This window comes from Kaistella sp., from assembly GCF_041824135.1.
Taxonomy (GTDB): Bacteria; Bacteroidota; Bacteroidia; order Flavobacteriales; family Weeksellaceae; genus Kaistella.
Genome location: NZ_JBGZYM010000031.1, coordinates 23,586 through 47,942 on the forward strand (window position 1 = coordinate 23,586; position 24,357 = coordinate 47,942).

Sequence of the window (24,357 nt, forward strand, 5' to 3'; positions counted from 1 at the left end):
AGAATAATGATTTTTATTCTTTGGTCAATGCCGAACCTTTGTGCGCCGCAATATGATCGGTTTTGCTGCTTTTAATTTCATACTGCGGATCATTTTCGGTGCAATGATGGGTGTAACCTTTGTAATCGAAATCCTTGGTATGAACTTTAATTATCGTTCCCGAAACTCTTCCAGCTTCAGAATTCCAGCTTACTTTATCGCCGATTTTAAATTTTGTTTTCATTGCTATTTTTTTTAAAGTTTTTTCTCCACTTTGTCAAAGTTAAAATCTTTGACAAAGTTTAGTAGAGTATTTGTTTTGAGGACCGTGACAAGGTTAGTCACAATTCTCTTCTGAATATAAAACCTGATCTCCCACAACTCTCGCGGGAGCAGTAAAAGGATGTTCAGTTGCTTTCCCACGTGCCATAATATGTAAAACTTGCCAACCCTTTGCTTTGAAATAATCTGAAACCATCGAACGGTGACACCGCCACCACACTGCTTCGGAACACATCATCGCGGTGGGTTTTTCCAGAGCGAACTTTGCCAGTTCTGCAGCACCATTTGCAAAAGAGTCGGTTTCCATATAATCAGCGTAACCTTGAAAGGATTTATTGCGCCAGGTCGTATTTTTGGAATCTTTTTTTGCGGGTCTTCTGCCACCTAGATCTTCAATGTAAATATATTCAATTCCGTTTTCTTCTAATGATTTTTTCAACGCATCCTGATCAAACTGCGGATATTTCCTCGAACCTGGAAGTCTTCGAATATCTGCTAAAATTTTAATGTCAAATGAAAAGAGCAGGTCCAGAAATTCCTCGATCGTTCTGGTAGAATGACCGATGGTGTAAATGGTAGGTTTGTCTGGAGGTTTCATAAATAATATTAAAATGTTTTTGATTCAACGACATTAGAATTAGAACATGAAATAATTGCACCAACGGAATGTAAATATTTAAAAACTATTTAATATACATTTTCTTTATTCTTCGCCTTATCTTTAGGGCTAGATTTGGACAAACGATAAATAATATGAAGAATTCGGGTATTTCACGTAAAGACTTTTTAAGAAATTCTGTTTTGGGCGTTGCGGGCTTAACATTTGGGTCAGGAATTTTAAATTCTCTCAATGCAGCTTCACCTGAAACTGACCCATATTTAAAGGGTATCAGCGGAAATTTTACGCTAAAGAATGTTAGACTTGAAACTGGCTTTGAGTATAAAGATGGCGAAGTGGACCGTACGAAGACAGAATTATTTATGGTTCAAATAAGTGACGGGAAAATTAAATCGATCTCCGCCAACAAACCCAATGAAAAAGCGATTGATGCCAAAGGTTTATTGATGCTTCCGGCTTTTAGAGACATGCACATTCACCTCGATAAAACCTATTATGGTGATCAATGGCAAGCGGTAAAAAAGAGAACTGGCGGCATTAAAGGAATGATTGCGTTGGAGCAAGAAATTATTCCAGAACTGCTGAAAAATTCAACCTATAAAGCGGAGAAAATGATTGAATTACTACAATCTAAAGGAACTACTTTTGCCCGAAGCCACGTTAATATTGAGCCGACCTCCAAATTACAGTCTTTAAAAAATCTGCAAATAGCGCTTGAAAATAAGAAGACTGGTTTTGATTCAGAACTGGTCGCTTTTCCACAACACGGCGTTTTCTACACCGACTCGGTTCCGTATTTAAAAGAAGCGGCTCAAATGGACATTGATTTCATCGGTGGAGTAGATCCCTTTTCTATTGACGGGGCGATCGAAAAAACAATGGATTTCACCGTTCAACTAGCGTTGGACCACAACAAAGGAATTGATATTCATCTTCACGAAACCGGAGAATCAGGTTTAAAGACCGTTGAATATTTAATTGATAAAGTGAATGAAAACAAGAGTTTGAAAGGAAAAACTTTTTTGAGCCATTGTTTTATTCTTGGAAAAATAGATAAAAGTAAGCAGGAAGAAATCACGGAAAAGCTTGCTGAAGCTCAAATTGGCATCGTTTCTACTATTCCGCTTGGCGGATTGATCATGCCGATTCCCATGTTGCTGAAATATGGGGTAAATGTTATGACAGGCAACGATAGCATCGTCGATCAATGGAATACGTTTGGAACCGGAAGCGTGCTTGAAAAAGCAAATCTTGCCGCGCAATTATACCGCAAATCAACAGAGTATGACTTGTCACGAATGCTGAAATTAGCAACTGCAGGACCAATTCCGTTAGACGATAAAGGGATTCAGCAGTGGCCAAAAGTTGGTGATCAAGCTAATTTTGTTTTGATTGATGCCAGTTGCTCAGCCGAAGCCGTTTCGCGAATTTCTCCTGTAAAATCACTCGTTCACAACGGAACAATCGTTTATTAAATAATTAATTTATGAAAACGATGACACTCTTACTACTGTTGCTGTTCAATTGTGCATCTTCAGAAAAGATGGAAACTAAAAAAGAAATTATGACCGTTTCAAACATTATCAATCTGGTTCAAAAGAATGATCGATCAAGTGTAGAAGAAGCCTTAAAAAATGGCGCGGACGTTAATACGACTGATTTGCAAAAAAGATCTTTAATCTTACTTGCAACGATTAAAAAGCAGAAAGAAATGGCTGCTTTACTGGTAAAATATGGCGCAGATGTCAATCAGCAATCAGAAAACTTAGACAGTCCTTTTCTTTACGCAGGTGCAACGGGACAAACTGAACTTTTGAAGTTATTTCTAGATAACGGAGCGCGCTTTAACGTCTTTAACCGGTATAATGGTTCGGCTTTAATTCCTGCCTGCGAACGTGGACATGTAGAAACTGTTCAACTATTAGCCAGCACCAAAAATTATCCGATCGATCACGTGAACAGATTGGGATGGACAGCCTTGATGGAAGCCGTAATCCTTGGTGATGGCAGTGAAACTTACCAACAGATCGTCCAAATATTAAAAGAGGCCGGCGCGAAAATGGATATTCCAGATAACGATCGGATCACGCCATTGCAACACGCCAGATCCAGAGGTTTTGAGGAAATCGTAATTCTTTTGAAGTAGTTCAAAAAAATAAAATTGTATCGGAATTGCGGTGAGAATGATACCAACGGTAACCAGCTCCTTTGGTATGGAACTGCTGTTGTGAAGAATTTGAAATTGTAATAAAAAGATGAAAATTAAGATGTTGACCGCGCCAACACCTGCAGAAAGTAGAAAAAGATTAAAGTAAAATTTCATTGTTTTCGACAATCAATATTCAGATCGAATCGGTGGCTTTTACTTTATTTTCTCAATCAGTTTGCGGTAATTCTTCGGATTATACTCAATAATTGGCTTGTGTTTTCCATCAAATAAAATCATCGCAGTTCTTTTCGGTAATTTCTCAACATCAATATAATAAGTTTTATCTGCCAGATTAAATTTAAAATCCCGTGCATTGGTTTTGGCAATAAAGAAATTATCTGTTGCAGGTCCAAATTGTTGATACAACAGATCTGTGATTTCCAAATGATGATCTGAAACACGGTCTTTGCTTTTTTTATTTTCTACAAAAAACACGGCCTTGTTTGGTGTTGTAATTTCAAACCCAAATTTTGTTTTAATATCGGAATTTACTTGCTGAACCGATGCAGTCCTACAAGAGGCAAGTCCTGAAAGAACTGTAAATACTATAAAAATTCTCATCATTAATTTTAGTTGAGTTTTAAAGAGATTCTTTCTCATCGAGTTTATTTTTCTTTGTGCCAATAAAATGAGATATTGTTCAGTTATAGTTTTCAATTTTCTGTAAAATGATGGAGTTATTTTTATCCATGTTTTTCTCCATTAAAATACTAAGCACCTTTTTATACAGTGCTTTTTGTTTTTCATTTGGACTATTGAAAGGGTTCATTTGTATTAGTTTACCATCTGACAATAAAATAATCATATTTGTTGACATTCCGTCGATTGCAGTTATATACTGATCATCTATAAAATCATCTGCTTTGAAAGTAGAAATTACATTTCGAATGCTGTTGAGATCTTCCTCATTTAAATTTACTTTAAATGCGACCAGTTCTGGTCTTTCTGCTAAATACTTTTTATAATTACTTTCTTCCTTATTTTCTTTACCATTTTCAATTGGTGGTGGAGGAGGTTCCACAATACTTTCCTTTGGGTTATAAAAAATTAGATACTTTTCGTTGAAGTTAACAATCGTTTCTGCTGGTTGGTGAAAACTTGGGTAATAACTGATTTTAAGGAGAACAGGATGAATTTTTTCTGTTGTAATCTTTTCACTTTTTTTGGAGCAGGCAATAAGCAGTAAAAAGGAAAAAAATACTGATAAAATATTTTTCATAAGTTTTCATTAATGTATTCAAATATACAAACAAAAAAAACCACTGAAATGATCAGCCGATTGTCTAATCTTCCGCATGTTAAGTCCAAAAGTTTTCTAATTTCATTTTTGGATTTTTTCCTTTAGATTCTCCGCTCGAACGAGTCGATTTGTTTCGCCAAGCGGCATTTTGCGAAGATTAGCTAGGATTTTAATATGAAAAGAATTCAACAATACCAGAAACTCGTCGATCGTACGGGTGGAATGATCGACGTGTAAATGATGGGTTTTGCTGCTGGATTCATTTTGAAAAATCAATATTTCTTTGGTGGAATGCAATTATAAATTTTAAATGGATTGATGATTTCTTAAACTAAATTGTTCATTTTTAAAACCTTGTCAAACTTTAAAACCTTGTGAAGGTTAAAGGGCTTTATTCTTCTTCCTCTCGCGCCGCTCTTATGTAGGTAATATAGGCATCATATTGTTCCAGTACATCATCAATCACCTGCTGACGGCTCAATCCCATTAGATCATAGCCACCTGATCCGGTTTGGGTAGTGACTTCAAGACGATAATAAACATCGGTATCGGACGCCATTTTTCCGCTAAAGGTCGGTGCCGGTGTCGCCACCATTGCCACCTGATAATAAAAATCATGAACACCATCCGTTGACACCCTTAGTAAAGGTCCCGAAGGGCGAGTAGGATCGATGGTTGAGATTGTTTCGTCGTGGTCGGCATTCTGACGCTCGGCATCATAACCCTGACCTCTAAATTCCGCCGCCACGTCATCAAGAGCAGGGCGAATCACGCGCTCTAAATACTGCACTCCTTCTTTTTTTGAGGCAAAAGTAAGCATTTGCCCAAGTCGCTGTTTCCAGGAACGCTCCGGAATATGACCACCACTTGGAGTAATTGCTGGATCGCGAATTACTTTTCCTTCTTGTTCTGCACGCTCTATCCGTAACGCTTTATAAAATGAAAACATGACCAGATAAGCAATAACAGTTACCGGAAGCGCAAAAATTAGCGTAGCATATTCCATCGTAATAACGCCGCCCGCCAGAAGCATAGAAATGGTCAACACTGCCGTTAGAACAGCCCAAAATATTCGCAACCATTTAGGACCATCCTCACTTGGATCAGGAATCGAGGCTGAAAAATTAGACATTACCATGGCACCTGAATTGGCACTGGTAATGTAAAACAACAAGCCCGAAAACGTGGCAAGAGCGATCAAGAACATAGGTGCCGGGAACATTCCTAAAAGTGCATACCAACCATGTTCAGGACTTTCGATTGCCAGTTGGGCAAATTCCGTGTTGCCTTGTAAAACTTCGTACAGTGCCGAGTTGCCAAAAAAGGACACGATAATAAAGTCACAAAGTACCGGTACCGTAATCGCTGCAACTACAAATTCGCGCAAAGTTCGCCCCCGGGAAATCCGAGCCAAAAATACGCCGACAAAAGGTCCCCAGGCGAGCCAGAAGGCCCAGAAGAAAAGGGTCCAACTGCCCATCCAGTCACTGCTGTCCGGAACATAGGCAAAAGTTTTAAACATTCTTGAAGGCAGCGTCACCAAAAAATGACCGATGTTTTCTACAAGACCGTTGAGCAAAAATGCCGTTTGGCCTGCAATCAGAATAAATGCCATCATGGCCACGGCGCTCCACAGATTCAATTCAGAAATCCAGCGGATCCCACGATCTACGCCTGATGTTGTGGCAGCAATAGTTAAAATCACGGCGCCAATAACCAGTGCAATTTGCAACGTCAGACCTTCGTTAAATCCAAACAGTTTTGCGAAACCCACGTTAAGCAGCACCACGCCAATTCCCATGGTGGTTGCGACGCCAAAAACAGTTCCTATCAGTGCAATGGTGCTGATGGCGTCACCCAGTGGACCTTTTACCCGTTTGCCAAAAAGCGGATACAGCGCTGCCCGGATCGAAAGAGGCAAATTCCAGCGATACGCAAAATATCCCATGGCCATCCCGAGTAATGCATAGACCGCCCAACCGGCGATACCATAGTGAAACATGGTCCAAACGACCGCATCCTGTAAAGCATCGGCAGATGCTGGCTCACCCGAGGGTGGCGTCAAATACTGAACGACCGGTCCTGTCACCGAGAAAAACAACAGATCAATTCCGACTCCTGCTGCAAAAAGCATTGCGGCCCAGGTAGCCAGTCCGTATTGTGGCCGCGAATCATCAGGTCCCAAACGCAAGCTTCCTGCTTTTGATACTGCCACCCAAACGACAAAGAAAATGACCAGCGCCATCGTCAAAACGTAGTACCAACCTAAATTGGTGGCAATCCAATTAACGGCTAATTTCATTGTTGATCTCGCTTGATCAGGCATCGCAATTGCCCAAAATGAAAACGCCGCGATTACACTTGAAGATATAATTAAAACACTCCAGTTAATTTGGGTGGTTTTATTCTGCCAGAGTTTTTGAGCGCCTTTCCCCAAATCACTTTTTGAAACCGGAATCTCACTTTTTACTTTAGGCGACTTGGTGCTGCCCCCGAAGCGACTGCGTTCAAACGGCGTTTTTTCTGTATGGCTCCCATCATTCGGGTTATCTGTATTGGAATTTTGGCTCATGGGCATCGGACTTATTTTTTATAATCTTCCAACGAAAGATTTCCATTCTTTAATTGGCTACGCTAAGATAATAGAATACATTAAATCAATAGACCGTTGTATTTTGAAATGCATAATGATTATTGCCTCCATTATCAAAAGGAATTTAATTTATTGGTAATCATCTAATAGGGGTTACAATATGATTTTAAATTTGACATCTAAAAGAACACGCTCTAAATACGTGGTTTGTCCCAGGTTTTTTTCCAAAGAACATTCATCAGTTTTTTGACGGATAAGAAATCCACTGAGATGATCAGTGGATTGGTCTTTCTTTTATTTTAAAATGTATGAAAAGCGGTGTAAAATTAGTTCACCGCAATTGATCTGACGAAAATTTCAAAGTCTTCTTCTTTCTTATTGCCTATGAGTAACTGCATTTCAACTACATTTTCTCCGTTGTAGTTCGGGACGTTTACCACTTCGCCTCTGTAAGTGGCCTGCATCGATTTAAATGGAATCGTGATGGTTTCCCAATCTCCCTTATTGTTCGTTGAAAATGTTTGAGCATAAGAATGTCTGCCTTTCGGAGTTCTTATCCTAAAATTGTAATTTTTTCCGTCTCCCTTTACATTTAATATAAAAGCCTCCGATTTTTCATTAATGATAAAAGGTTCTTTCTCTGAAGTTTGATGGATAGAGCAAAAACCACCATTATTTTCCAGGGAAACACGACCGGAGAAATGCGCAACACTGTCTTCAGTCATTTTAAGTTGGCTCTCAGACCGGCCACCCATGACCACATCATTTTGTATCCGCCATTTACCTTTGTCCTGTTCGGGAAAATTATAAATCATTTGGGTGTTGGATTTATTTTCAGTGTGATCATTTGTAGCATGGTCAGTTTCAGGGTTTTTATTTGAATTCGACATACAGGAAGTAATTAGGAGTGTTAAAAATAGTATTATTCGCATTTCAGAAATGTTGGACCTAAAATTACAAAAAATAAAATCCAACTGCTTTGCCTCGCATGGCGGATTTGGAAATTGAGATCATTTGAATATCATTATTTTTTTAAGAACGACCACACGAAAGGATTCTTGTGGTAGCAAGGGCTAACAATCGATTACTAAATTCGATATAGCTGATTTTTAATAAGATCGTTAATTTATTAGAACTTGAAATTTTACTGCAATATTTATTCATTTATTTTCGTCACTCATTGCGAATACGCGCGATCGAGATACAAATCAAAAGGTATCAGGATTAGCAAATTTAATCATCAATTTTTTTTTGTCTTTCCAAAACTTGATAAAAATAACTGAAAGGTTTGTTATACTTAATTATTTGTCTGTTTTCTTGCTCGCCTGCATCAATTTCTGGATCTTTAATTTCTTGAAGTAGTTTATAGTATTGTTTACATCTATTTCTGTCTAATTGTTTTATTTGTCTTGAAGAGTGTTCGTTCAACGACAATTCTTTAAAACCATTTTTCCAACATAAGTCAGAGGATGCTTCCTCAAAATTATCAATTCCAATTCGTCCAACTGACATACCAATTAGTCTATTAATTGCAGATTCTGTTGCAGCTCCTTTTGGCTTTCTCATGTCAGTTTCAATTGCATTTTTTATTTCATTTACTATTTTTTTCTGTTTTAGTAATTCTTTTTCTAATGAACTTTTTCTAATTCGAATATCGCCTAAATAATTAATTTCATATCCAATAAAACCTATCCAAGGAAACGTATTTTTACTAGCTTTCCCCCATTTAAATGGTCCTTTCGATTTACCACTCCAAAATGGTTTATAATTAATTTTGTAATTATTGATTTTTATTAATTCCGAATCACTTTTAAATTCGTGAGGAAATAATTTTAATTTCTCTAAAGCATTTATGTATAAACTTTTTGCATCATTACATTCTTCTAAACTTTCTGAAATTATAATCATATCATCACAAAATCTTTGATATAAAACTTTTTTATCAATTAAGGCTATATCAACATCATTTAAATAAATGTTCGCAATTAAACCTGAGAGAGCACCACCTTGTGGAACTCCAATTCGTTCATTTCTTATATCATCATATTGAATTTTTAATACATCATCAGAAATCCACTTGAACTCACCATTTTTTATTTTATAAGAATTCCAATAATCTAAATCTACTGTTTTTGGCATATCAAAGTTAAAAGCAAAGGAATGTAGATAACTTTCGAAAATTGCAATTGCATTGTCAAATTTAAGATGCGGATATGTCGTTTTTGCTTTTATAATTAATTTGTCAAATAAAGATTTAGCAATCTCATGATTTACAGTATCGTAGAACTTTTTCATATCACATTCAGTAACATATAAATCTTTATCTATATTATCTTTTCTGAATTTTATAATATCTCTAATACAGTCATGATGAGATATAGTGATTTTTTCATCATTTTTCTTAGATCTAAAAGCATATGAACTATCTTGAAAGTATCCGTCAAATAATCGAGTTAAAAATTTATTTGTCAAACTTAAAAGTATTCTATCTTTCAGATTAAACAAACAGATTGGTCGACATTCATTATTCCCTATTTTTACCGTCTTCTCTTTTAATTTTGGTACAATTATCGGTTTTTCAATTATATATTCTTGGCTTTGTGAAATATCAATAATTTCCTGAATAAAATTTTGCAAATTAAGATACCACTGTTCTTTGAGGTTCTTTTTAGATTCAATTTTAATAGACTTAAGTAGAGAACAAAAATTTTTATCGGTAGAAGAAAGAAAATAATTTCGTTTATTGAACTTGATATTATTTTCCTTTGCTTCTTTAATTTTATTAATTGCATTGGATTTTAATCTAGAATCTTCGCCAAGTTTAACCCATTTTTTTCGAGGTGGTAAAATAGTTGAAAGAAATTTAGTTAATTCAAATTGATACTCTTCAAATGCATTCGTTGGCTCTTTTAAACAATTTAAATGATAATTATATTTAGGATTGGATGTTAATGAATTTAGTAAATGAATTTTTGATTTACTTTTCGCCATTTTCACACGAATTTTACAAATCTGTCGTAAAATCTCATTTTCTGTAAAGTGTTTTTCAAATGATTTCATTAAATTAAAAATAAGGGGTTCCGAGTAAAAACAGTGATTTCTCACATATTGACAAAGATACTGACATATAATGTCAACACCATTTAGACTCTCTGGTTTTAAGCCAATTGGCAGTGTTAGACCGTTGTTGAGAGTGATACTTGAGTGTAGGTTTTACCCTTTCTCCTTCAGAACCCCATTTTTTTGATGTTTAGTTTTATAACCTTTTTGATTTGCTAAATAAATAATACTGCTGAAATTAACATCTCCTTTTCTGGTTTCGAAACAATTATTTAGAAAATTAGTACAAATAATTTCATTGTATTTTTCTCCGTCTAAACAACACAACTTTAAAAAATATTTTAAACCAATTTCATATGTAAAAGTATTAGAAATAGCCATTGCAACTTTGCACCAATCTTCATAAGAATTAGTGATTGACTGTTTTTTGTTAGTAAGATTTCTAATTATGTCAGTCATTATTTTTCTATCAATCGGTTTGTTTTTATCTTTATGATTAAATAATGCATCGTTGCTACTAAAGAATTTCAGAGCAACTGATTTCCTATTTTCTATTTTAGAAATATTTTTAATATCACTACTAACAACTTTAAATCTTTTATGACCAGTTTTAATAACTATATTACTATCAAAAGACATAAAACAAAGTCGTGTTAGATCGCTTCCACTTTTATCAAGTTCTATACTATATTTTGTTTGAAAATATTCAAATAATTTTTTAAATGCTCTTTTGTGTAATATCTCTAATTCAATTATTTCTTCATTAATTTCATATTCAACAGCAACTAAACCTTTAAATCCATTATTTGATGGAGAACGCCAAAATGCTAACACATATTCATCATTTTTCAGTTGGCTATAGATTAATTCTATTTGTTCTTTAGTTAGTTTGTCAATATCTATTACAATAATTTCATTGTAAATTTTTAGATTTTCATTTTTTCTTTTTAAATTAAATGTAGCACTAAATGTTACAGCAGGTAATTGTTTTTTAAAATTATCATAAAATTCTTTGTCTCCATTTTCAAGTTTATTTCGTAAAGTATTTATTTGTATTTCATATTTGTTGGATTTTATTTCATTTAAAACGGAATCAATTGTTACCTCATCAGAAATTTCTGACCAAGTATTTTTTTGGTAAGAAACCATTAAACTTAGTATTTCCTTCATTGTGCCCAAATTATTTATAAAAATTTTTGATTTTCATATGTCTCAAAATATTTTATAGTTAATATTTTAAATGAAAATATCTATTTAAAAATATAAAAGTTTTTATGGCAATTGTTAAAATCGCAATAAAACATAATTTTGTCTAAATTAATAATTTTAATGAGAAACTAACCATAATGTTATTGATAAAACAAAAAAATCAAGTTTTTATACAATTGTACGTATATTAAAATTAGTGTTGTAAAAAAATACATCTGATTATAATCTGTAGCTTATCAAACAACCATCGACAACTGAACCCGTTTTCGGTTTACATCCACTTCTAAAACCTTCAAGATTACTTGCCGCCCAGTTTTACTACTTGATTCACGTCTGAAATAAAGCCTTTAGTGATCCTACTATTTGCGACCTGTAAAATGTTCCATTGTTTTGTAAATTCCGAGAACATCGCCTGCGAACCAGTCAAAAACATTGATGGACATTATTGCCTGACCCAAACGGGTAAACCTATAGATGTATCCGGGTATGCTTAACATCTTTTTGTTTTGCTCGATGGCTTTTACAATGGTCAAGGCGGCGGCTTCAGGTTCTAAAATAGGGATCTTGGATTGTACACCGTCAAACATTCCCGTGTTGATGTAGTACGGCATTATGGTGGTGACATTTACTTTTTTGTTCATCTGTTTCATCTCCAAGCGCAGACTGTCAGACCAACCGATGAGTGACCATTTGCTGGCGGCATAGACCGACATTTTCGGATTTGAAACGAGTCCGCCGGAGGAAGCAATATTGCAGATGTGCCCTGAATTTTGAGCAAGCATATCATCAAGAAATATTTTTGTGATCAACATGGGAGCATTGGCATTAATGTCCATTGTTTTCGAAATATCTGATAGAGAATGCTCGCTGAAATATTTACCGATAATGATTCCGGCGTTATTGATCACGACATCAACTACGCCAATTTCCTGCTTCACTTTATTGGCGGTTTCCTGTATCTGTTCAACATTAGAAACATCTACATTGAAACCATAAACACTTCCTTTGGTTGAAAATTCGGCTAAGGTTTGATCAATACTTTCCTGGTTAATATCCCAAATTACAACTTTGGCTTTTCGTTCTAACATCAAACGAACCATTATTTTACCAATACCTGAGGCTCCTCCAGTAATTAAAACTGTTTTATCTTCTAAATTTTTCATCTCGTAATGTGACTTTTTAATGCAAAGACAAAGTTAGTAAACCAATGTTCCAATGACGATAACAAATGTTATCAGTTCACCTTAAGGTTTGGAGTTTTTCAAGCGGCTGAGATGCACAGAACTGATATTGAGATAAGAAGCGATGTAATGCTGAGGAATGCGCTGTAGAATGTTTGGAAATTTTTCAATTAGATTATGATACCGTTCAATCGGACTTTGCGTGTACAGGGCCTGAATTTTATCGTTGAAAATAAAGAAATATTCCTCCGTGAGTAATCGGCCAAGTCGCTCTCCGTTTTTTAGACTTTTATAACCATCATGCAACATTTCGTAAGACATTAACACGATGGTCGTATCTTCCAAAGCCTGAATTGAATAGTTGGAGGGAATCTTTTTCAAAAAACTTTCATAATCGGCCGAGAAAGTATTTTCAAAGGAGAAATGAAAGGTCTTTTCTTCTCCCTCGTTATCTACAAAAAAAACTCTTAACAGTCCCTCTACCACAAAAAACACCTCCCGGCAAATTTCTCCCTGCTTAAGAATTATTTCCTTTTTCTGAACTTCTTTTACGCAAAGCTTAGAAGAGTAGGATTCCCATTCTTCATCACTAATTTCGATGTAATTTGAAATTACATTTATTATATTTTCAAGCTGATTCTTCATTGTTAAGTGATAAAAAAACTTTATCCTAATAGAATAAATTATTTCGAAGCTAAAATAATAAGTTTTTTCTCAAAACACATTCATTAATTTTTTAAGGTATAAAAAAATCCACTGAAATGATCAGTGGATTTGTCGATTTTCTTAAAGCGCAGCGATCTATGATCTTTTCGTCTTTTAAAATTATCTTTTCATAATTCTCTTCACGGCTGCTTGAACCGCATCAGAATCAATTCCGTATTTTTTCATGAGTTCTGTTGGAGTTGCAGATTCTCCGAAAGTGTCATTTACGGCTACGAATTCCTGGATGGTTGGTCTTTTTCTGGATAACATTCCGGCAACGGATTCTCCTAAACCTCCGATGTAGTTGTGTTCTTCAGCGGTTACTATTCTTCCTGTTTTCTCTACGGATTTCAGGATGATCTCTTCGTCCAACGGTTTGATGGTGTGAATGTTAATCACCTCACAAGAAATTCCTTCTTTTTCTAAAGCATCTGCAGCCAATAAAGATTCCCAAACTAAATGTCCGGTTGCTACGATCGTTACGTCGGTTCCTTCCTGAAGCAGAATTCCTTTTCCGATTTCGAAAGGCATATCTTCTGGAATGAAAACTGGAACAACTGGTCGTCCGAATCTTAAATAAACCGGTCCTTCGAAATCTGCAATGGCTAAAGTTGCTGCTTTGGTTTGATTGTAATCACAAGTGTTGATCACGGTCATTCCAGGAAGCATTTTCATCATTCCAATATCTTCTAAAACCTGGTGTGTTGCGCCATCTTCACCCAAAGTTAATCCTGCGTGAGAAGCACAGATCTTTACGTTTTTATTGGAATAAGCAATTGATTGACGAATCTGATCATAAACTCTTGACGTTGAAAAGTTAGCGAAAGTTCCGGTGAAAGGAATTTTTCCGTTAATGGTTAAACCTGCTGCGATGCCCATCATGTTGGCCTCAGCAATTCCTATTTGGAAAAAACGTTCTGGTGCTTTTTCAATGAATTTCTCCATTTTCAAAGAACCGATAAGGTCTGCACAAAGTGCTACTACATTTGGGTTTTTATCTGCCAATTCTGCTAATCCAGCACCGAATCCGCTTCTTGTATCTTTTTGTTCTGTATATGTATATTTCATTTTTTTGATGTTTTGATTTCTCGAATTGCTTCGAATTTTAAGATGTTTCCGTTTTTAACTTATAAAAGATTTTTAACGCAAAGGCGCAAAGTTTTCTTTACTAATTTGCTTATAATTACGTTCGCGAAGGCGTTTCACTTAGCAAAGTTCGCAAAGAATTTAATTTATTGCTTTTCACGGATAATTACTTTTTATAACGACTTTTCTAATTATAAATAACCTGCAGCCCGGCCTGAGTGGAGCTCTTTTTTGTTTTTTGAATAAAAAATAAAAAAAGCGGGAACGGAGGACGGAAATGTCTGCCCAAATTATTTTAGTAATCCGCCGGAGCTTCTAAATATAATTGTTTGAAAGCCGTATCCAACTGCTCATCGCTAGGCGCTTTTCCGTGCCAAGCATGCGTGCCGGTCATAAAATCTACCCCATAACCCATTTCGGTATGCAAGAGAATACAAACGGGTTTTCCTTTACCGGTCTCAGTTTTTGCTCTTTCAAGAATCGCGATCACTGCTTCTAAATCGTTTCCGTTTTTCTCGTTCAAAACGGTCCAACCGAAAGCTTCCATTTTTGCGTGTAGATTTCCTAAGTCCAAAACATCGTCGGTGTCGCCATCAATTTGACGACCGTTATAATCAATAGTCGTAATTAAATTATCTACTTTGTTCGCAGCGGCATACATAAATGCTTCCCAGTTCTGACCTTCCTGCAATTCGCCATCGCCTTGTAAAACATAGACCAAGCTTTCATCACCGTCTAATTTCTTCCCTAAAGCAGCACCGATCGCAACCGATAAACCTTGACCCAAAGATCCGGAAGCGACTCTGATTCCTGGAAGATCATCGTGCGTAGTTGGATGTCCCTGCAATCTCGTTCCCAATTTTCTAAACGTTGCCAATTCTGCAACCGGGAAAAAATCGAATCTCGCTAAAGTGGAGTAGAATACGGGAGAAATGTGTCCGTTGGAAAGAAAGAAAAGATCTTCGTTTTTTCCTTCCATGGTGAAAGGGAATTTGTAGTTCATCACTTTCCCGTACAAGGCGGTGAAGTATTCGGTACAGCCCAAACTTCCGCCTGGATGTCCTGAATTAACGGCGTGAACCATTCTTAAAATGTCTCTTCTAATCTGTGTGGTAAGAGATTTCAGCTCTTCAGTAGATTTACTCATTATTGTTGATTTATTAGGTTGCAAATTTACGAATTTTTGATGGGTTTGAGAAATGAAAAATCCGGGTTTTTAGCCCGGATGTCTATTTTGTAAATTGCTGCAATTTAGCAACCTTCACTCATATGAACATTTACTTCTGTCACTACATTATTGATCATTGTGAAAGATAAATAGGTGCCAGCATCATTGTCGGTGAGTACAAAACTACTTTTTGAGGTGGATAGTTTTTCGGTTTTTTCATCCCACATTTGGTTGACCGAGAAATTGGGGTAGTTTCTGTAAGCATCGATTAATTCATCTTTGGTACTGCCAACGCCCATCCCGCTTTTGGTACGGAATTTTTTACTTTTCGTCGATAAAGAATAGATCTGATAACCATTTGCTTTTTTTCCTTCATCATCCCAAATTTCCATTATGATGATTTCAACAATTTCCCCATTGTAATTAACTTTATTTCCTTTGTTGTATTCATTGGGGCCATCATATACAACCAGTTTAGATTTGGTGAATGCTTCTGCTGCTTTATCTTTCATGAAAACGGTAAAAGGACCAATTCGTAAAGTAGAAATATCGAAGTTATCTTGTGCGAATGAATGGATCATCCCGAAGAGAAGCATGCTCAGAATTAGTAATTTTTTCATGGTGATTGTGTTTGATAGTTTTTCAATGCTAAATTAAGAATTTAAGATGAGTTTTGGAAATGAAAAATCCTGCTTTTGCAGGATTTATTTTACGAAACTGAAAGAAACTCTTTTCCTAACTGATGAAATGCATCTACAATTTTTTTCCTTTGTTCTGCTCTGGGATTTCTATATCCTGAAACATAATGACCCAATTGTCTTTCATTAATTCCTGTGATGCGCGATAGTGTTGCGCGGGTAAGGATTTTATCAAATCGATGTAACAACGCCTGAGCAGTAAGTTCAAACTCTAATTCATAATCACCAGAAAGCTCAGCTGGGATTTCCACTTTTTCTAAACCTTCGAGATGAAACTCCAAAGCAGAAGCATAATTTTCTTTTACTTGCTCAAATGTTTTTCCAGTTGCAACACAACCGTCCACTAATTCTGAAACTGCACCGAAATTCTCATCCCAATCTATTATTACTTTTATTTTTTGCATTTTTTTAAATTTTAGTTTATTTCCAACCAGCTTGCTTGAAAACACTGTTCAAAAGCATCTGTGATAATACTTCACTCGGTTTACCATTTACGGTTACTGTCCCTTTTTGATCAGGATGTTTGTACTGTCGATGGCTTCCTTTCTGTCTGTGGAGAAACCAACTCTCCTTTTCCAACATTTTAATGACTTCACCAACTTTTAGCCTTTTCATATTTTACAAATGATCAATCAAAGATAGTAAAAATCCTAACAACTAAAGTTTTAATAATATTAATTTACAATAATTTAATGGTTGGGGAAATGAAAAATCCGATTTGTTGGCTCGGATGTTTTTAAAAATTTTCAAAAGTTTGATGGTATATCTAAAAGATTTGATTTAAGTAATTGAACCTAATACTTATCTCGAATTAACCAATAAAGTAGTGAATTTTTCATTTGTGCTCAGAACCTTGTCAAGGTTTAAAACCTTGACAAGGTTAGTTTCCCAGAAGTTTTCAAAACTCATATTCTGTTCCTCTTTGATGACATAGAATAAAATTTTGCACGTCATCAAATAATTCAACAACTTCATTTCTCATCAAAGAAGTTTCAGATTTACTTAAGATACTTCTATAAGAAGAGTATGGGAAAGTGGAAAAATCTGTATTTTCTAGATTTGTATGGATGTAAATAATGCAATTTCTTAAATAGTCTTCCCGTGAAATTAATTTTCTTTTAAATGGAGATTCTATTAATGATCCATGTCGATTATTCTCTTTATTAAACGCCTGAGAATAGGAATTAAAAATATTAGAAATTTTTTTTGAAAATATATGCTAGGGAGAATGTAGGCCTTCAACCTTGTCAAGCTTCTGAAATTTGACAAGGTTTTATAAATCCGTTTCAGATTTAATTTTGACTAACAAATGAAAATGATTCGGCATTAGACAATATGCGTAGATATCACAAACATGAAGCAGGTTCTCTTTTATTTTTTGTAGAAAAAATAAATAATTTCTATTCGACTTGAAGATAACGTCACCATTGATACCACGATTGTAGATGTGATAAAAACAATCTGGTTCTATTGAAGTGATTCTGATATCCATAAGTTTGCTTTTAAAGTTTTACACAACTTTTTCAAGATATTTCGATTCGATCTATTTTTAATTTTTCACTGTTGTACAACCTTGACAAGGTTTGGAACCTTGACAAGGTTAAGTGCCAAGAACTAAAACTATTTCACCAACTTCAAACCCTTACTTCTAATCAACCACAACCCAATAAAAGTCAACAATCCATTAATAATGATCAGCTCCACACCGATCTTGTAATCACTATTATGCGTCACGAAATAATTAAGCAAATACGTTAAAACCGGCGAAACTAAAGTCACTACCAGAATTCCGTATTTCTTTACAATCTGATACCTCGTTAAGATTCCGAAAGCGAAAAGCCCCAGAAGTGGTCCGTACGTATAACCTGCAACTTCCATGATGAGATAGACAATCGACTTATCATTGATGGCTTTGAAAACCATGATCAAAACAAAGAAAATAACGGTGAATATCAAGTGAATGGTCATTCTGGTTTTCTTCTTTTGCTTTTCCGTTTTCTCTTTGTTTTCATTCATATTCAACAAATCGACACAGTAAGAACTGGTAACCGCCGTCAATGCGCCATCCGCAGACGGGAAGAGCGCTGAGATTAAACCAATGATAAAGATGACAGAAATAAATAAGGGAAAATATCCTTGCAGCGAGAGTGCCGGAAACAAGTCATCACCCATTATATTGTTGATCGCACCCGTCGCCGAATCTTTAAATCCAAAAGCGTTCGTGATACTTTCCTGACCGTTCACAACGTTTACAATCTCACCATAAACCGCTCCGTTTTCAATGGAGAAAAGATAGAGTAGTCCACCTAGAAATAAGAAAGCAAGATTCACAATTAACAAGGTCACTGCAAAAGTCAGCATGTTCTTTTTCGAATTATGAAGATTGTCCACCGAGATATTTTTCTGCATCATTTCCTGATCCAAGCCTGTCATAGCAATGGTAATAAACATTCCACCCAAAATAGTTTTCAGGAAAAAGGTTTTAGAATTGACATCAAAATTGATGAAATGGGTGTAATCTTTTGCAGCTAAAACGGTGTAAGCTTCGCCTGCAGAAAGATTCAGTTGTGACAAGATAAATACAATACAAGCGATCAAGCTGATGATCATAAACGAAGTTTGGAGCGTGTCGGTAATTACAATCGTCTTCACACCACCTTCAAAAGTATAAAGTAAAACCATGATTAAAATAACTGCAGCGGTCAACCAAAACGGAATTCCTAATCCTTCTAAAAGGAAGATCTGCAGAACATTCACCACCAAAAACAATCTCGCCGTTGCTCCAATCGACCGTGAAATAATAAAAAATATAGAGCCAATTTTATGTGCTTCTACATTAAAACGCCGACCGAGATAGGTGTAAATAGAGGTCAGGTTCATTTTATAATAAAGCGGTAAAAGCACGAAGGCCACAATAAAATAGCCGATAAAAAAGCCGATAACGAGCATATAATACTCAAAACCACCGAACGCATAATCGCCGGAAGTCATTTTCCCGACTGTTCCCGGCACCGAAATAAACGTCACGCCACTCAAGCTCGTCCCGATCATCCCGAAGGCAACCAGCCACCATTTACTTTTTTTGTTCCCGATGAAAAAAGACTGATTATCGGCATTCCGACTCGTAATATAAGAGATCACCAAGAGCCCGATAAAATAGGCGAAAACAAATAAGAGTAAAATAGTTCCTGTGTTCATTTTTGAAAATTTATGAGCAAATATAGTTTTTTTTGGTAGCATTAAAGCGTCTTTCTAACTACTTCGAATCGTACTTTATTTTATTGGGGCGCACATTTCCGTCTTCCACTCCCAATCTTTTTTCGCCACCGCTAAACGCGGCACCAAAAAAAGGATTTCCGTTCAAGCCGGGGCGCAGATTTCGCTGGTTTTCAAATTCAGACACAAAAAAAACCTTTCCGTACTTCTACCGAAAGGTTTTCTCTTCTGCTATTTGTCAGACTGAGCTTGTCGAAGGATTTACAATCGAAAATCTATTTTAATTAAAAACTCTTCGACAGGCTCAGAGTGACAGCGGTTTTTAATTTTTAATTTTATTCAACCAAAAGATCTTTAAACTCTGGTGTTTTTTCAATCACTTTTTTCGCATATGGACAAAGTGAATTTATTTTCAAATTATTCTTTTGGGCATCTTCAACCGCTGCTTTTACCAATTCAGTTCCTAAGCCTTTTCCACCAAATTCTGGATCAACTTCGGTATGCGTGATTTCTAAAATTCCTTCTTTGTTCTTATTGTATTCCAGAAAACCTGCTTTTTCAGCATCATAAAAAAGGTCAAAAGTTTTGTCGTTCTGTTCGATATTGATCATATCGTAATTTTGTGTCGCCATCTTATTTTATTTTTAATTGGTTTGTAATGATCTGTCCAGATCGAGCTATAATAATGCCAGTTTTTAAGAAAAAGCTTCAGAAACCAATTCGAAAAAAAGAATGTCTAATTTCCGATAACATCTTTACCAATACTGGTGTTTTTCTGCAAGGTAAATTTAAATAGAATTTAAATTGTGAAATTTTTACCTTCAAGATCGAAAAAGTATTTCTGTAAAGTTCCAAAAGACAACCTTTCTTTATTCAACATTAAGATGATAAAACTTTACCGCTTCAACTATACGCCTTTCTAAATTTGGTCATGCTTAAAATAAAGAATCCCAAAATTCCCATAATTAAATATCCTGTTGCAACATCGAACTGCATGGTTGGTCGAAGGATCGCAACAATGCTGTAACTTACTGCAGAAGTGATGATATAGGAAACACCGCCCGTGAGTCCACCGGCAACTCCGGCTGAGTTTGGAAATCTCCCAAGGCAATAGGCGAAATAATTGTTAAAAATGAAGCCAGCAGTTATATGAATTACAAAGGCAAAAGCAACCAAACTGTAAATAGTGTTCAGATAAAAAGAAGAAACGATCATCAATAGAATTAAAAACAACTGGGTATAATTAGCCAATCTAATTTTAGGCATAAAATCTTTCTCTATTAAAAATTTACCTAAAAATCCTCCCGCCATCCAGGCCAATCCAAGGATTAAAGAAACGTAACCAGCGACCACTTCTGAATAACCCATTTCGTGTTCGATAATAAAGGCGCCACAAAGATTAAAGAAAATAACCATCGCATAACTTACGCCGCACATCAGCATTCCATAGAAAAAATCTTTCGCTCGGAATAGTATATCGTATTCTTTTAAAACAAATTTGATCACAAATGGCTTTCTTACTTTTAATGTTTCTCCAGAAAATAAAAGCTCAAAAATCAATAACAGAAAACTGTAAATCGCTAAGACATAAAAATTGGACTGCCAACCGAAAAGTTTCTGTAGATAACCACCAATAAAAGGGGCGACAATAGGACCGACCGACCAAACGATGGTCATGACGCTCAAATAATGTTTCCTTTTTTCGCCTTCGAAAACATCAACAAAAAATGCACGTTTGGCGACGACCGCAAAACCAGCCAATACGCCTTGTAAAACACGCATCGCGTAGATCACCATAATATCTTTGGTTACCGCGGTCACTAAAAAACTTACCATAAATAATCCCAGCGAAACGAGCGAAACACGATATCTTCCAAAAGAGTCTACGACACTTCCCGCAAAAATCTGAGTGACGCCATAACTGATCAAGAATAAAGTGAGCGTTAGTTGAATTTTAGTTTCCGGTTGCTGAAGCTCGAGCGCCATACTCGGCATGGAAGGCAGATAAATATCAGTTGCCAAACCCGACATCGGAATGACTGCAAATGCAAGCAAAGTCGCAATAAATTTATTCTTTTCTTTAAGCATCTTTATTTAAAACTTCTGCATTAATATTTTGAAGGCGCAAAAATCGGGAATTTTCGCGGAAAAGAATGCTGTAAATTGTCCAATTAAAATATTGAAAAAAACAATGGTAAAAAGCTTTTCGTTAAGAAATAAAAAAGCGGAAATGTTTTAAAAACATTTCCGCTCTGCATCAACCTTACTTAATCCTAGTTCTTATTTTATTTTGTTTTTGAAGGAGCCCACTGATCATATGGAGTCATATCGAAACTGTTGACTTCTTCCATACTCAAGCCTAAAGCTTTTGCTACGCCTTGTCCATATTCAGGATCTGCCTGATAGCAATTCCTAATGTGGCGAATCTGCACGAATTTTTCTGCACCTCCAACATTGGCAGCGGTATTCTGAAACAAGGCTTCCGTTTTCCCATCAGCTTTGATAATTCTGAATAAATCGCCTGGTTGGGTGAAATAATCTTCATCATCATCGCGGAAGTTATGAGCATAAGCATCACCTGACAATTCTAACGGCGGTTCTTTTGCAGAAGGTTGTTCCTGCCATTCACCATAACTGTTCGGTTCGTAATGTTTGGTGCCACCGTAATTCCCATCAACGCGCATTTGTCCGTCTCGGTGATAAGCGTTGTAAGGACATCTGGGTTTGTTTACCGGGATCTGATAATGGTTTACCCCTAAACGATAACGCTGTGCATCACCGTAAGAGAATAATCTTCCTTGCAACATTTTGTCGGGTGAGAAGCCAATTCCAGGCACAATATTCGTTGGATTAAAGGCGGCTTGTTCTACATCAGCAAAATAATTCTCAGCGTTCTTATTCAGTTCAAATTCTCCCACTTCAATTAAAGGAAAATCTTTCTTAGACCAAACTTTCGTTAAATCAAATGGATGGAAACGATAGGCTTTTGCTTCAGCTTCGGACATAATTTGAACAAACATTTTCCACTTTGGGAAATTACCGTTTTCGATATTATCGAATAAGTCACGTTGGGAAGATTCACGATCCATTCCAACAAGTTTTCCCGCTTCTTCGTCGGTTAGATTATCGATTCCCTGTTGGGTTCTAAAATGGAATTTCACCCAGTTTCTTTCGTTCGAGTGATTGATAAAACTGTAAGTGTGACTTCCGAAGCCGTGCATGTGTCGGTAACCATTCGGTAATCCCCGATCACTCATGATGATGGTTACCTGATGCAAAGACTCTGGTAACAAAGTCCAGAAATCCCAGTTGTTTTGAGCACTTCTCATATTGGTTTTTGGATCCCGTTTAACGGCGTGATTCAAATCTGGAAATTTCATCGGATCACGGAAAAAGAAAACGGGCGTATTGTTTCCAACCATATCCCAAATTCCTTCGTCGGTGTAAAACTTCAAAGCAAAACCGCGAATATCTCGTTCCGCATCTGCCGCACCTCTTTCGCCAGCAACGGTAGAAAACCTTGCGAACATTTCTGTTTGCTTTCCGATTTCACTAAAAATATGGGCTTTGGTGTATTGGGAAATGTCGTGCGTTACGGTAAAGGTTCCAAAAGCTCCAGAACCTTTCGCGTGCATTCTTCTTTCGGGAATAACTTCGCGGTCGAAGTTGGCCATTTTTTCTAAAAACCAATAATCCTGCATCAACATTGGTCCTCTTGGCCCAGCGGTTTGCGTATTCTGATTATCTGGAACAGGTGCTCCAGTTTGTCTCGTCAATTTTTTCTTTTCTTCCATGATATATTATTTAAAGGAATAAAGTTAGGAATTTTAATCGACGATAATTATTTATTCTGTCTAAATCGGTTATTTGCCTTAAAGTATTTAGGTGAAAATTATTGATTTTATAATTTTATACGCTAAATATTGGTAAAATAAAAAACAGCCACAAAATGGCTGTTTCAATACTATAAAATTGATAAATCGTTAATCTTCCAAAAATCCGAATTTTCCATTATTATAATCATCAAATGCCTGATGAATTTCTTCTTTCGTATTCATTACAAATGGACCATGCGGAACAATTGGTTCATTTAATGGTTCACCACTTAAAATTAAAACGATGCTTTCTTCAGTGGCTTCGATCGTAAAGGTTTCACCTTCGTTTTCAAATAAGGCGAAATGATCGGTAGACACTTTTTCGTCTCCATTAATCATGATGCTTCCTTCAATAACTAAAGCTCCGGTATTGAAGTTTGCTGGGAAATTGAACTCTGCTTTTCCACCTGGTTTCAATTTAGCGTTCATCAAATGAACCGGACTGAAAGTTGTTGCAGGACCTTTTTGATCTTGATAATTTCCGGCAATGATTTCAACAGATCCGTTTTCTCCCAAATCAACTTTAAGCATATTGTCATTTGAAATCGCCTGATATTGTGGCGTACTCATTTTGTCTTTCGCTGGAAGATTTACCCAAAGCTGAACCATTTGGAAAATTCCGCCATTTTTCGCCCATTCTCTTTCATGAAATTCTTTATGCAAAACTCCAGAAGCCGCGGTCATCCATTGCACGTCGCCTTGTCCGATAATTCCGCCACCACCAGCAGAATCATGATGTTCTACTTTTCCCTGGTACGCAATGGTCACCGTTTCGAACCCACGATGCGGATGAACGCCAACGCCTCTTGGTGTGGAAGTAGGACCGAAATTAAATTTAGAATTGTAATCCAACATGATGAACGGATCCATTCGTTTCATATCCAATCGCTGACCGCTCGGAATAAAATTATGCACTCTGAAGCCGTCACCCACAAAATGCGCAGGTCTGGGCTGAACGATGATTTCTACTTTTTTAACTGACATTGTATTTCTTTTTTACAGATACAAATTTACGGCATGAAGCAATCAGAAACATTGATATAGGATAAGTTAGGAATAGAAATGCAATTTTTTAAACTGCAGTAGAGACGAATGGCAAATAAATGAAGAAGATTGCAAAAAAGTTAAGCGTTTTTAATTACGTTTTGTAAAACTGTTGAACGGTGTATTGAAATAAAGTTTAACTGTAATAGTAGCTTAACTTAACAGTAGAATAGTTAAGCCTTGTCAAGGTTAG

22 protein-coding genes are annotated in these 24,357 nt (G+C 36.1%); 2 read left to right on the forward strand and 20 right to left on the reverse strand.

Annotated features, from left to right (window positions below; all coding sequences use genetic code 11):
• Nucleotides 1-13 precede the first annotated feature (13 nt).
• Both ACEYOS_RS03435 and ACEYOS_RS03440 read right to left on the reverse strand, forming a co-directional pair.
• Nucleotides 14-223 (reverse strand): DUF2945 domain-containing protein, encoded by a 210-nt coding sequence (locus ACEYOS_RS03435; RefSeq protein WP_373707718.1) that lies wholly within the window; start codon nucleotides 221-223, stop codon nucleotides 14-16.
• Nucleotides 224-316: 93 nt separating this feature from the next.
• Nucleotides 317-859, reverse strand: coding sequence for a DUF488 family protein (locus tag ACEYOS_RS03440; protein WP_373707717.1), 543 nt, complete (start codon nucleotides 857-859; stop codon nucleotides 317-319).
• A gap of 155 nt (nucleotides 860-1,014) precedes the next feature.
• Here ACEYOS_RS03440 and ACEYOS_RS03445 point away from each other — a divergent pair, with 155 nt between their 5' ends.
• Entirely contained in the window at nucleotides 1,015-2,355 is a 1,341-nt protein-coding gene (locus ACEYOS_RS03445) for an amidohydrolase (RefSeq protein WP_373707716.1), read from the forward strand.
• 11 nt (nucleotides 2,356-2,366) lie between these two features.
• Nucleotides 2,367-3,026 carry an ankyrin repeat domain-containing protein gene (locus ACEYOS_RS03450; RefSeq protein ID WP_373748010.1) on the forward strand — a complete coding sequence of 220 codons (660 nt, stop codon included), beginning with the start codon at nucleotides 2,367-2,369 and terminating at the stop codon, nucleotides 3,024-3,026.
• Nucleotides 3,027-3,242: 216 nt separating this feature from the next.
• Here the strand turns inward: ACEYOS_RS03450 and ACEYOS_RS03455 are convergent, their stop codons facing one another.
• The 18 genes from ACEYOS_RS03455 to ACEYOS_RS03540 form a co-directional block, all read right to left on the reverse strand.
• The gene (locus ACEYOS_RS03455) at nucleotides 3,243-3,689 is read right to left on the reverse strand and encodes a hypothetical protein (RefSeq protein WP_373707714.1); all 447 of its coding nucleotides are present in this window, start codon (nucleotides 3,687-3,689) and stop codon (nucleotides 3,243-3,245) included.
• A 40-nt stretch (nucleotides 3,690-3,729) separates the two neighbouring features.
• Nucleotides 3,730-4,308 (reverse strand): hypothetical protein, encoded by a 579-nt coding sequence (locus tag ACEYOS_RS03460; protein ID WP_373707713.1) that lies wholly within the window; start codon nucleotides 4,306-4,308, stop codon nucleotides 3,730-3,732.
• A 412-nt stretch (nucleotides 4,309-4,720) separates the two neighbouring features.
• Nucleotides 4,721-6,901 carry a choline BCCT transporter BetT gene (gene betT / locus ACEYOS_RS03465; protein WP_373707712.1) on the reverse strand — a complete coding sequence of 727 codons (2,181 nt, stop codon included), beginning with the start codon at nucleotides 6,899-6,901 and terminating at the stop codon, nucleotides 4,721-4,723.
• 347 nt (nucleotides 6,902-7,248) lie between these two features.
• The gene (locus ACEYOS_RS03470) at nucleotides 7,249-7,812 is read right to left on the reverse strand and encodes a CIA30 family protein (RefSeq protein ID WP_373707711.1); all 564 of its coding nucleotides are present in this window, start codon (nucleotides 7,810-7,812) and stop codon (nucleotides 7,249-7,251) included.
• Between the two features lie 343 nt (nucleotides 7,813-8,155).
• Nucleotides 8,156-9,982 (reverse strand): reverse transcriptase domain-containing protein, encoded by a 1,827-nt coding sequence (locus ACEYOS_RS03475; protein ID WP_373707710.1) that lies wholly within the window; start codon nucleotides 9,980-9,982, stop codon nucleotides 8,156-8,158.
• A gap of 153 nt (nucleotides 9,983-10,135) precedes the next feature.
• On the reverse strand, nucleotides 10,136-11,152 hold the full coding sequence (locus tag ACEYOS_RS03480; protein WP_373707709.1) for a BT4734/BF3469 family protein: 1,017 nt from the start codon (nucleotides 11,150-11,152) through the stop codon (nucleotides 10,136-10,138).
• 398 nt (nucleotides 11,153-11,550) lie between these two features.
• Nucleotides 11,551-12,354, reverse strand: a complete 804-nt coding sequence (locus ACEYOS_RS03485) for an SDR family oxidoreductase (protein ID WP_373707708.1) — start codon at nucleotides 12,352-12,354, stop codon at nucleotides 11,551-11,553.
• An 81-nt stretch (nucleotides 12,355-12,435) separates the two neighbouring features.
• Nucleotides 12,436-13,017 carry a Crp/Fnr family transcriptional regulator gene (locus tag ACEYOS_RS03490; protein ID WP_373707707.1) on the reverse strand — a complete coding sequence of 194 codons (582 nt, stop codon included), beginning with the start codon at nucleotides 13,015-13,017 and terminating at the stop codon, nucleotides 12,436-12,438.
• A gap of 180 nt (nucleotides 13,018-13,197) precedes the next feature.
• Nucleotides 13,198-14,145: a transketolase family protein gene (locus ACEYOS_RS03495; RefSeq protein ID WP_373707706.1), complete on the reverse strand. Its 948-nt coding sequence runs from the start codon at nucleotides 14,143-14,145 to the stop codon at nucleotides 13,198-13,200.
• Nucleotides 14,146-14,458: 313 nt separating this feature from the next.
• Complete coding sequence (locus ACEYOS_RS03500; RefSeq protein WP_373707733.1) at nucleotides 14,459-15,310, reverse strand: transketolase; 852 nt, start codon at nucleotides 15,308-15,310, stop codon at nucleotides 14,459-14,461.
• A gap of 104 nt (nucleotides 15,311-15,414) precedes the next feature.
• Nucleotides 15,415-15,951, reverse strand: a complete 537-nt coding sequence (locus ACEYOS_RS03505) for a hypothetical protein (RefSeq protein WP_373710101.1) — start codon at nucleotides 15,949-15,951, stop codon at nucleotides 15,415-15,417.
• An 89-nt stretch (nucleotides 15,952-16,040) separates the two neighbouring features.
• Nucleotides 16,041-16,433 (reverse strand): type II toxin-antitoxin system HicB family antitoxin, encoded by a 393-nt coding sequence (locus ACEYOS_RS03510; RefSeq protein ID WP_373710102.1) that lies wholly within the window; start codon nucleotides 16,431-16,433, stop codon nucleotides 16,041-16,043.
• Between the two features lie 16 nt (nucleotides 16,434-16,449).
• Nucleotides 16,450-16,644, reverse strand: a complete 195-nt coding sequence (locus ACEYOS_RS03515; RefSeq protein WP_373710103.1) for a type II toxin-antitoxin system HicA family toxin — start codon at nucleotides 16,642-16,644, stop codon at nucleotides 16,450-16,452.
• A gap of 1,005 nt (nucleotides 16,645-17,649) precedes the next feature.
• Nucleotides 17,650-19,227, reverse strand: coding sequence for a sodium:solute symporter (locus tag ACEYOS_RS03520; protein WP_373710104.1), 1,578 nt, complete (start codon nucleotides 19,225-19,227; stop codon nucleotides 17,650-17,652).
• 353 nt (nucleotides 19,228-19,580) lie between these two features.
• A complete protein-coding gene (locus ACEYOS_RS03525; RefSeq protein ID WP_373710105.1) occupies nucleotides 19,581-19,877 on the reverse strand; it encodes a GNAT family N-acetyltransferase in 297 nt (98 codons plus the stop codon).
• Nucleotides 19,878-20,148: 271 nt separating this feature from the next.
• The gene (locus ACEYOS_RS03530) at nucleotides 20,149-21,333 is read right to left on the reverse strand and encodes an MFS transporter (RefSeq protein ID WP_373710106.1); all 1,185 of its coding nucleotides are present in this window, start codon (nucleotides 21,331-21,333) and stop codon (nucleotides 20,149-20,151) included.
• Between the two features lie 197 nt (nucleotides 21,334-21,530).
• Nucleotides 21,531-23,039 (reverse strand): catalase, encoded by a 1,509-nt coding sequence (locus ACEYOS_RS03535; RefSeq protein WP_373710107.1) that lies wholly within the window; start codon nucleotides 23,037-23,039, stop codon nucleotides 21,531-21,533.
• 189 nt (nucleotides 23,040-23,228) lie between these two features.
• The gene (locus ACEYOS_RS03540) at nucleotides 23,229-24,104 is read right to left on the reverse strand and encodes a pirin family protein (protein ID WP_373710108.1); all 876 of its coding nucleotides are present in this window, start codon (nucleotides 24,102-24,104) and stop codon (nucleotides 23,229-23,231) included.
• Nucleotides 24,105-24,357 lie beyond the last annotated feature (253 nt).

What these genes read in the sequence shown, in the direction of transcription:
- ACEYOS_RS03435 (WP_373707718.1), bottom strand. Translation starts at nt 223, where the DNA reads ATGAAAACAAAATTTAAAATCGGCGATAAAGTAAGCTGGAATTCTGAA.
- ACEYOS_RS03440 (WP_373707717.1), bottom strand. Translation starts at nt 859, where the DNA reads ATGAAACCTCCAGACAAACCTACCATTTACACCATCGGTCATTCTACC.
- ACEYOS_RS03445 (WP_373707716.1), top strand. Translation starts at nt 1,015, where the DNA reads ATGAAGAATTCGGGTATTTCACGTAAAGACTTTTTAAGAAATTCTGTT.
- ACEYOS_RS03450 (WP_373748010.1), top strand. Translation starts at nt 2,367, where the DNA reads ATGAAAACGATGACACTCTTACTACTGTTGCTGTTCAATTGTGCATCT.
- ACEYOS_RS03455 (WP_373707714.1), bottom strand. Translation starts at nt 3,689, where the DNA reads ATGAGAAAGAATCTCTTTAAAACTCAACTAAAATTAATGATGAGAATT.
- ACEYOS_RS03460 (WP_373707713.1), bottom strand. Translation starts at nt 4,308, where the DNA reads ATGAAAAATATTTTATCAGTATTTTTTTCCTTTTTACTGCTTATTGCC.
- betT (WP_373707712.1), bottom strand. Translation starts at nt 6,901, where the DNA reads ATGAGCCAAAATTCCAATACAGATAACCCGAATGATGGGAGCCATACA.
- ACEYOS_RS03470 (WP_373707711.1), bottom strand. Translation starts at nt 7,812, where the DNA reads ATGTCGAATTCAAATAAAAACCCTGAAACTGACCATGCTACAAATGAT.
- ACEYOS_RS03475 (WP_373707710.1), bottom strand. Translation starts at nt 9,982, where the DNA reads ATGAAATCATTTGAAAAACACTTTACAGAAAATGAGATTTTACGACAG.
- ACEYOS_RS03480 (WP_373707709.1), bottom strand. Translation starts at nt 11,152, where the DNA reads ATGAAGGAAATACTAAGTTTAATGGTTTCTTACCAAAAAAATACTTGG.
- ACEYOS_RS03485 (WP_373707708.1), bottom strand. Translation starts at nt 12,354, where the DNA reads ATGAAAAATTTAGAAGATAAAACAGTTTTAATTACTGGAGGAGCCTCA.
- ACEYOS_RS03490 (WP_373707707.1), bottom strand. Translation starts at nt 13,017, where the DNA reads ATGAAGAATCAGCTTGAAAATATAATAAATGTAATTTCAAATTACATC.
- ACEYOS_RS03495 (WP_373707706.1), bottom strand. Translation starts at nt 14,145, where the DNA reads ATGAAATATACATATACAGAACAAAAAGATACAAGAAGCGGATTCGGT.
- ACEYOS_RS03500 (WP_373707733.1), bottom strand. Translation starts at nt 15,310, where the DNA reads ATGAGTAAATCTACTGAAGAGCTGAAATCTCTTACCACACAGATTAGA.
- ACEYOS_RS03505 (WP_373710101.1), bottom strand. Translation starts at nt 15,951, where the DNA reads ATGAAAAAATTACTAATTCTGAGCATGCTTCTCTTCGGGATGATCCAT.
- ACEYOS_RS03510 (WP_373710102.1), bottom strand. Translation starts at nt 16,433, where the DNA reads ATGCAAAAAATAAAAGTAATAATAGATTGGGATGAGAATTTCGGTGCA.
- ACEYOS_RS03515 (WP_373710103.1), bottom strand. Translation starts at nt 16,644, where the DNA reads ATGAAAAGGCTAAAAGTTGGTGAAGTCATTAAAATGTTGGAAAAGGAG.
- ACEYOS_RS03520 (WP_373710104.1), bottom strand. Translation starts at nt 19,227, where the DNA reads ATGAACACAGGAACTATTTTACTCTTATTTGTTTTCGCCTATTTTATC.
- ACEYOS_RS03525 (WP_373710105.1), bottom strand. Translation starts at nt 19,877, where the DNA reads ATGGCGACACAAAATTACGATATGATCAATATCGAACAGAACGACAAA.
- ACEYOS_RS03530 (WP_373710106.1), bottom strand. Translation starts at nt 21,333, where the DNA reads ATGCTTAAAGAAAAGAATAAATTTATTGCGACTTTGCTTGCATTTGCA.
- ACEYOS_RS03535 (WP_373710107.1), bottom strand. Translation starts at nt 23,039, where the DNA reads ATGGAAGAAAAGAAAAAATTGACGAGACAAACTGGAGCACCTGTTCCA.
- ACEYOS_RS03540 (WP_373710108.1), bottom strand. Translation starts at nt 24,104, where the DNA reads ATGTCAGTTAAAAAAGTAGAAATCATCGTTCAGCCCAGACCTGCGCAT.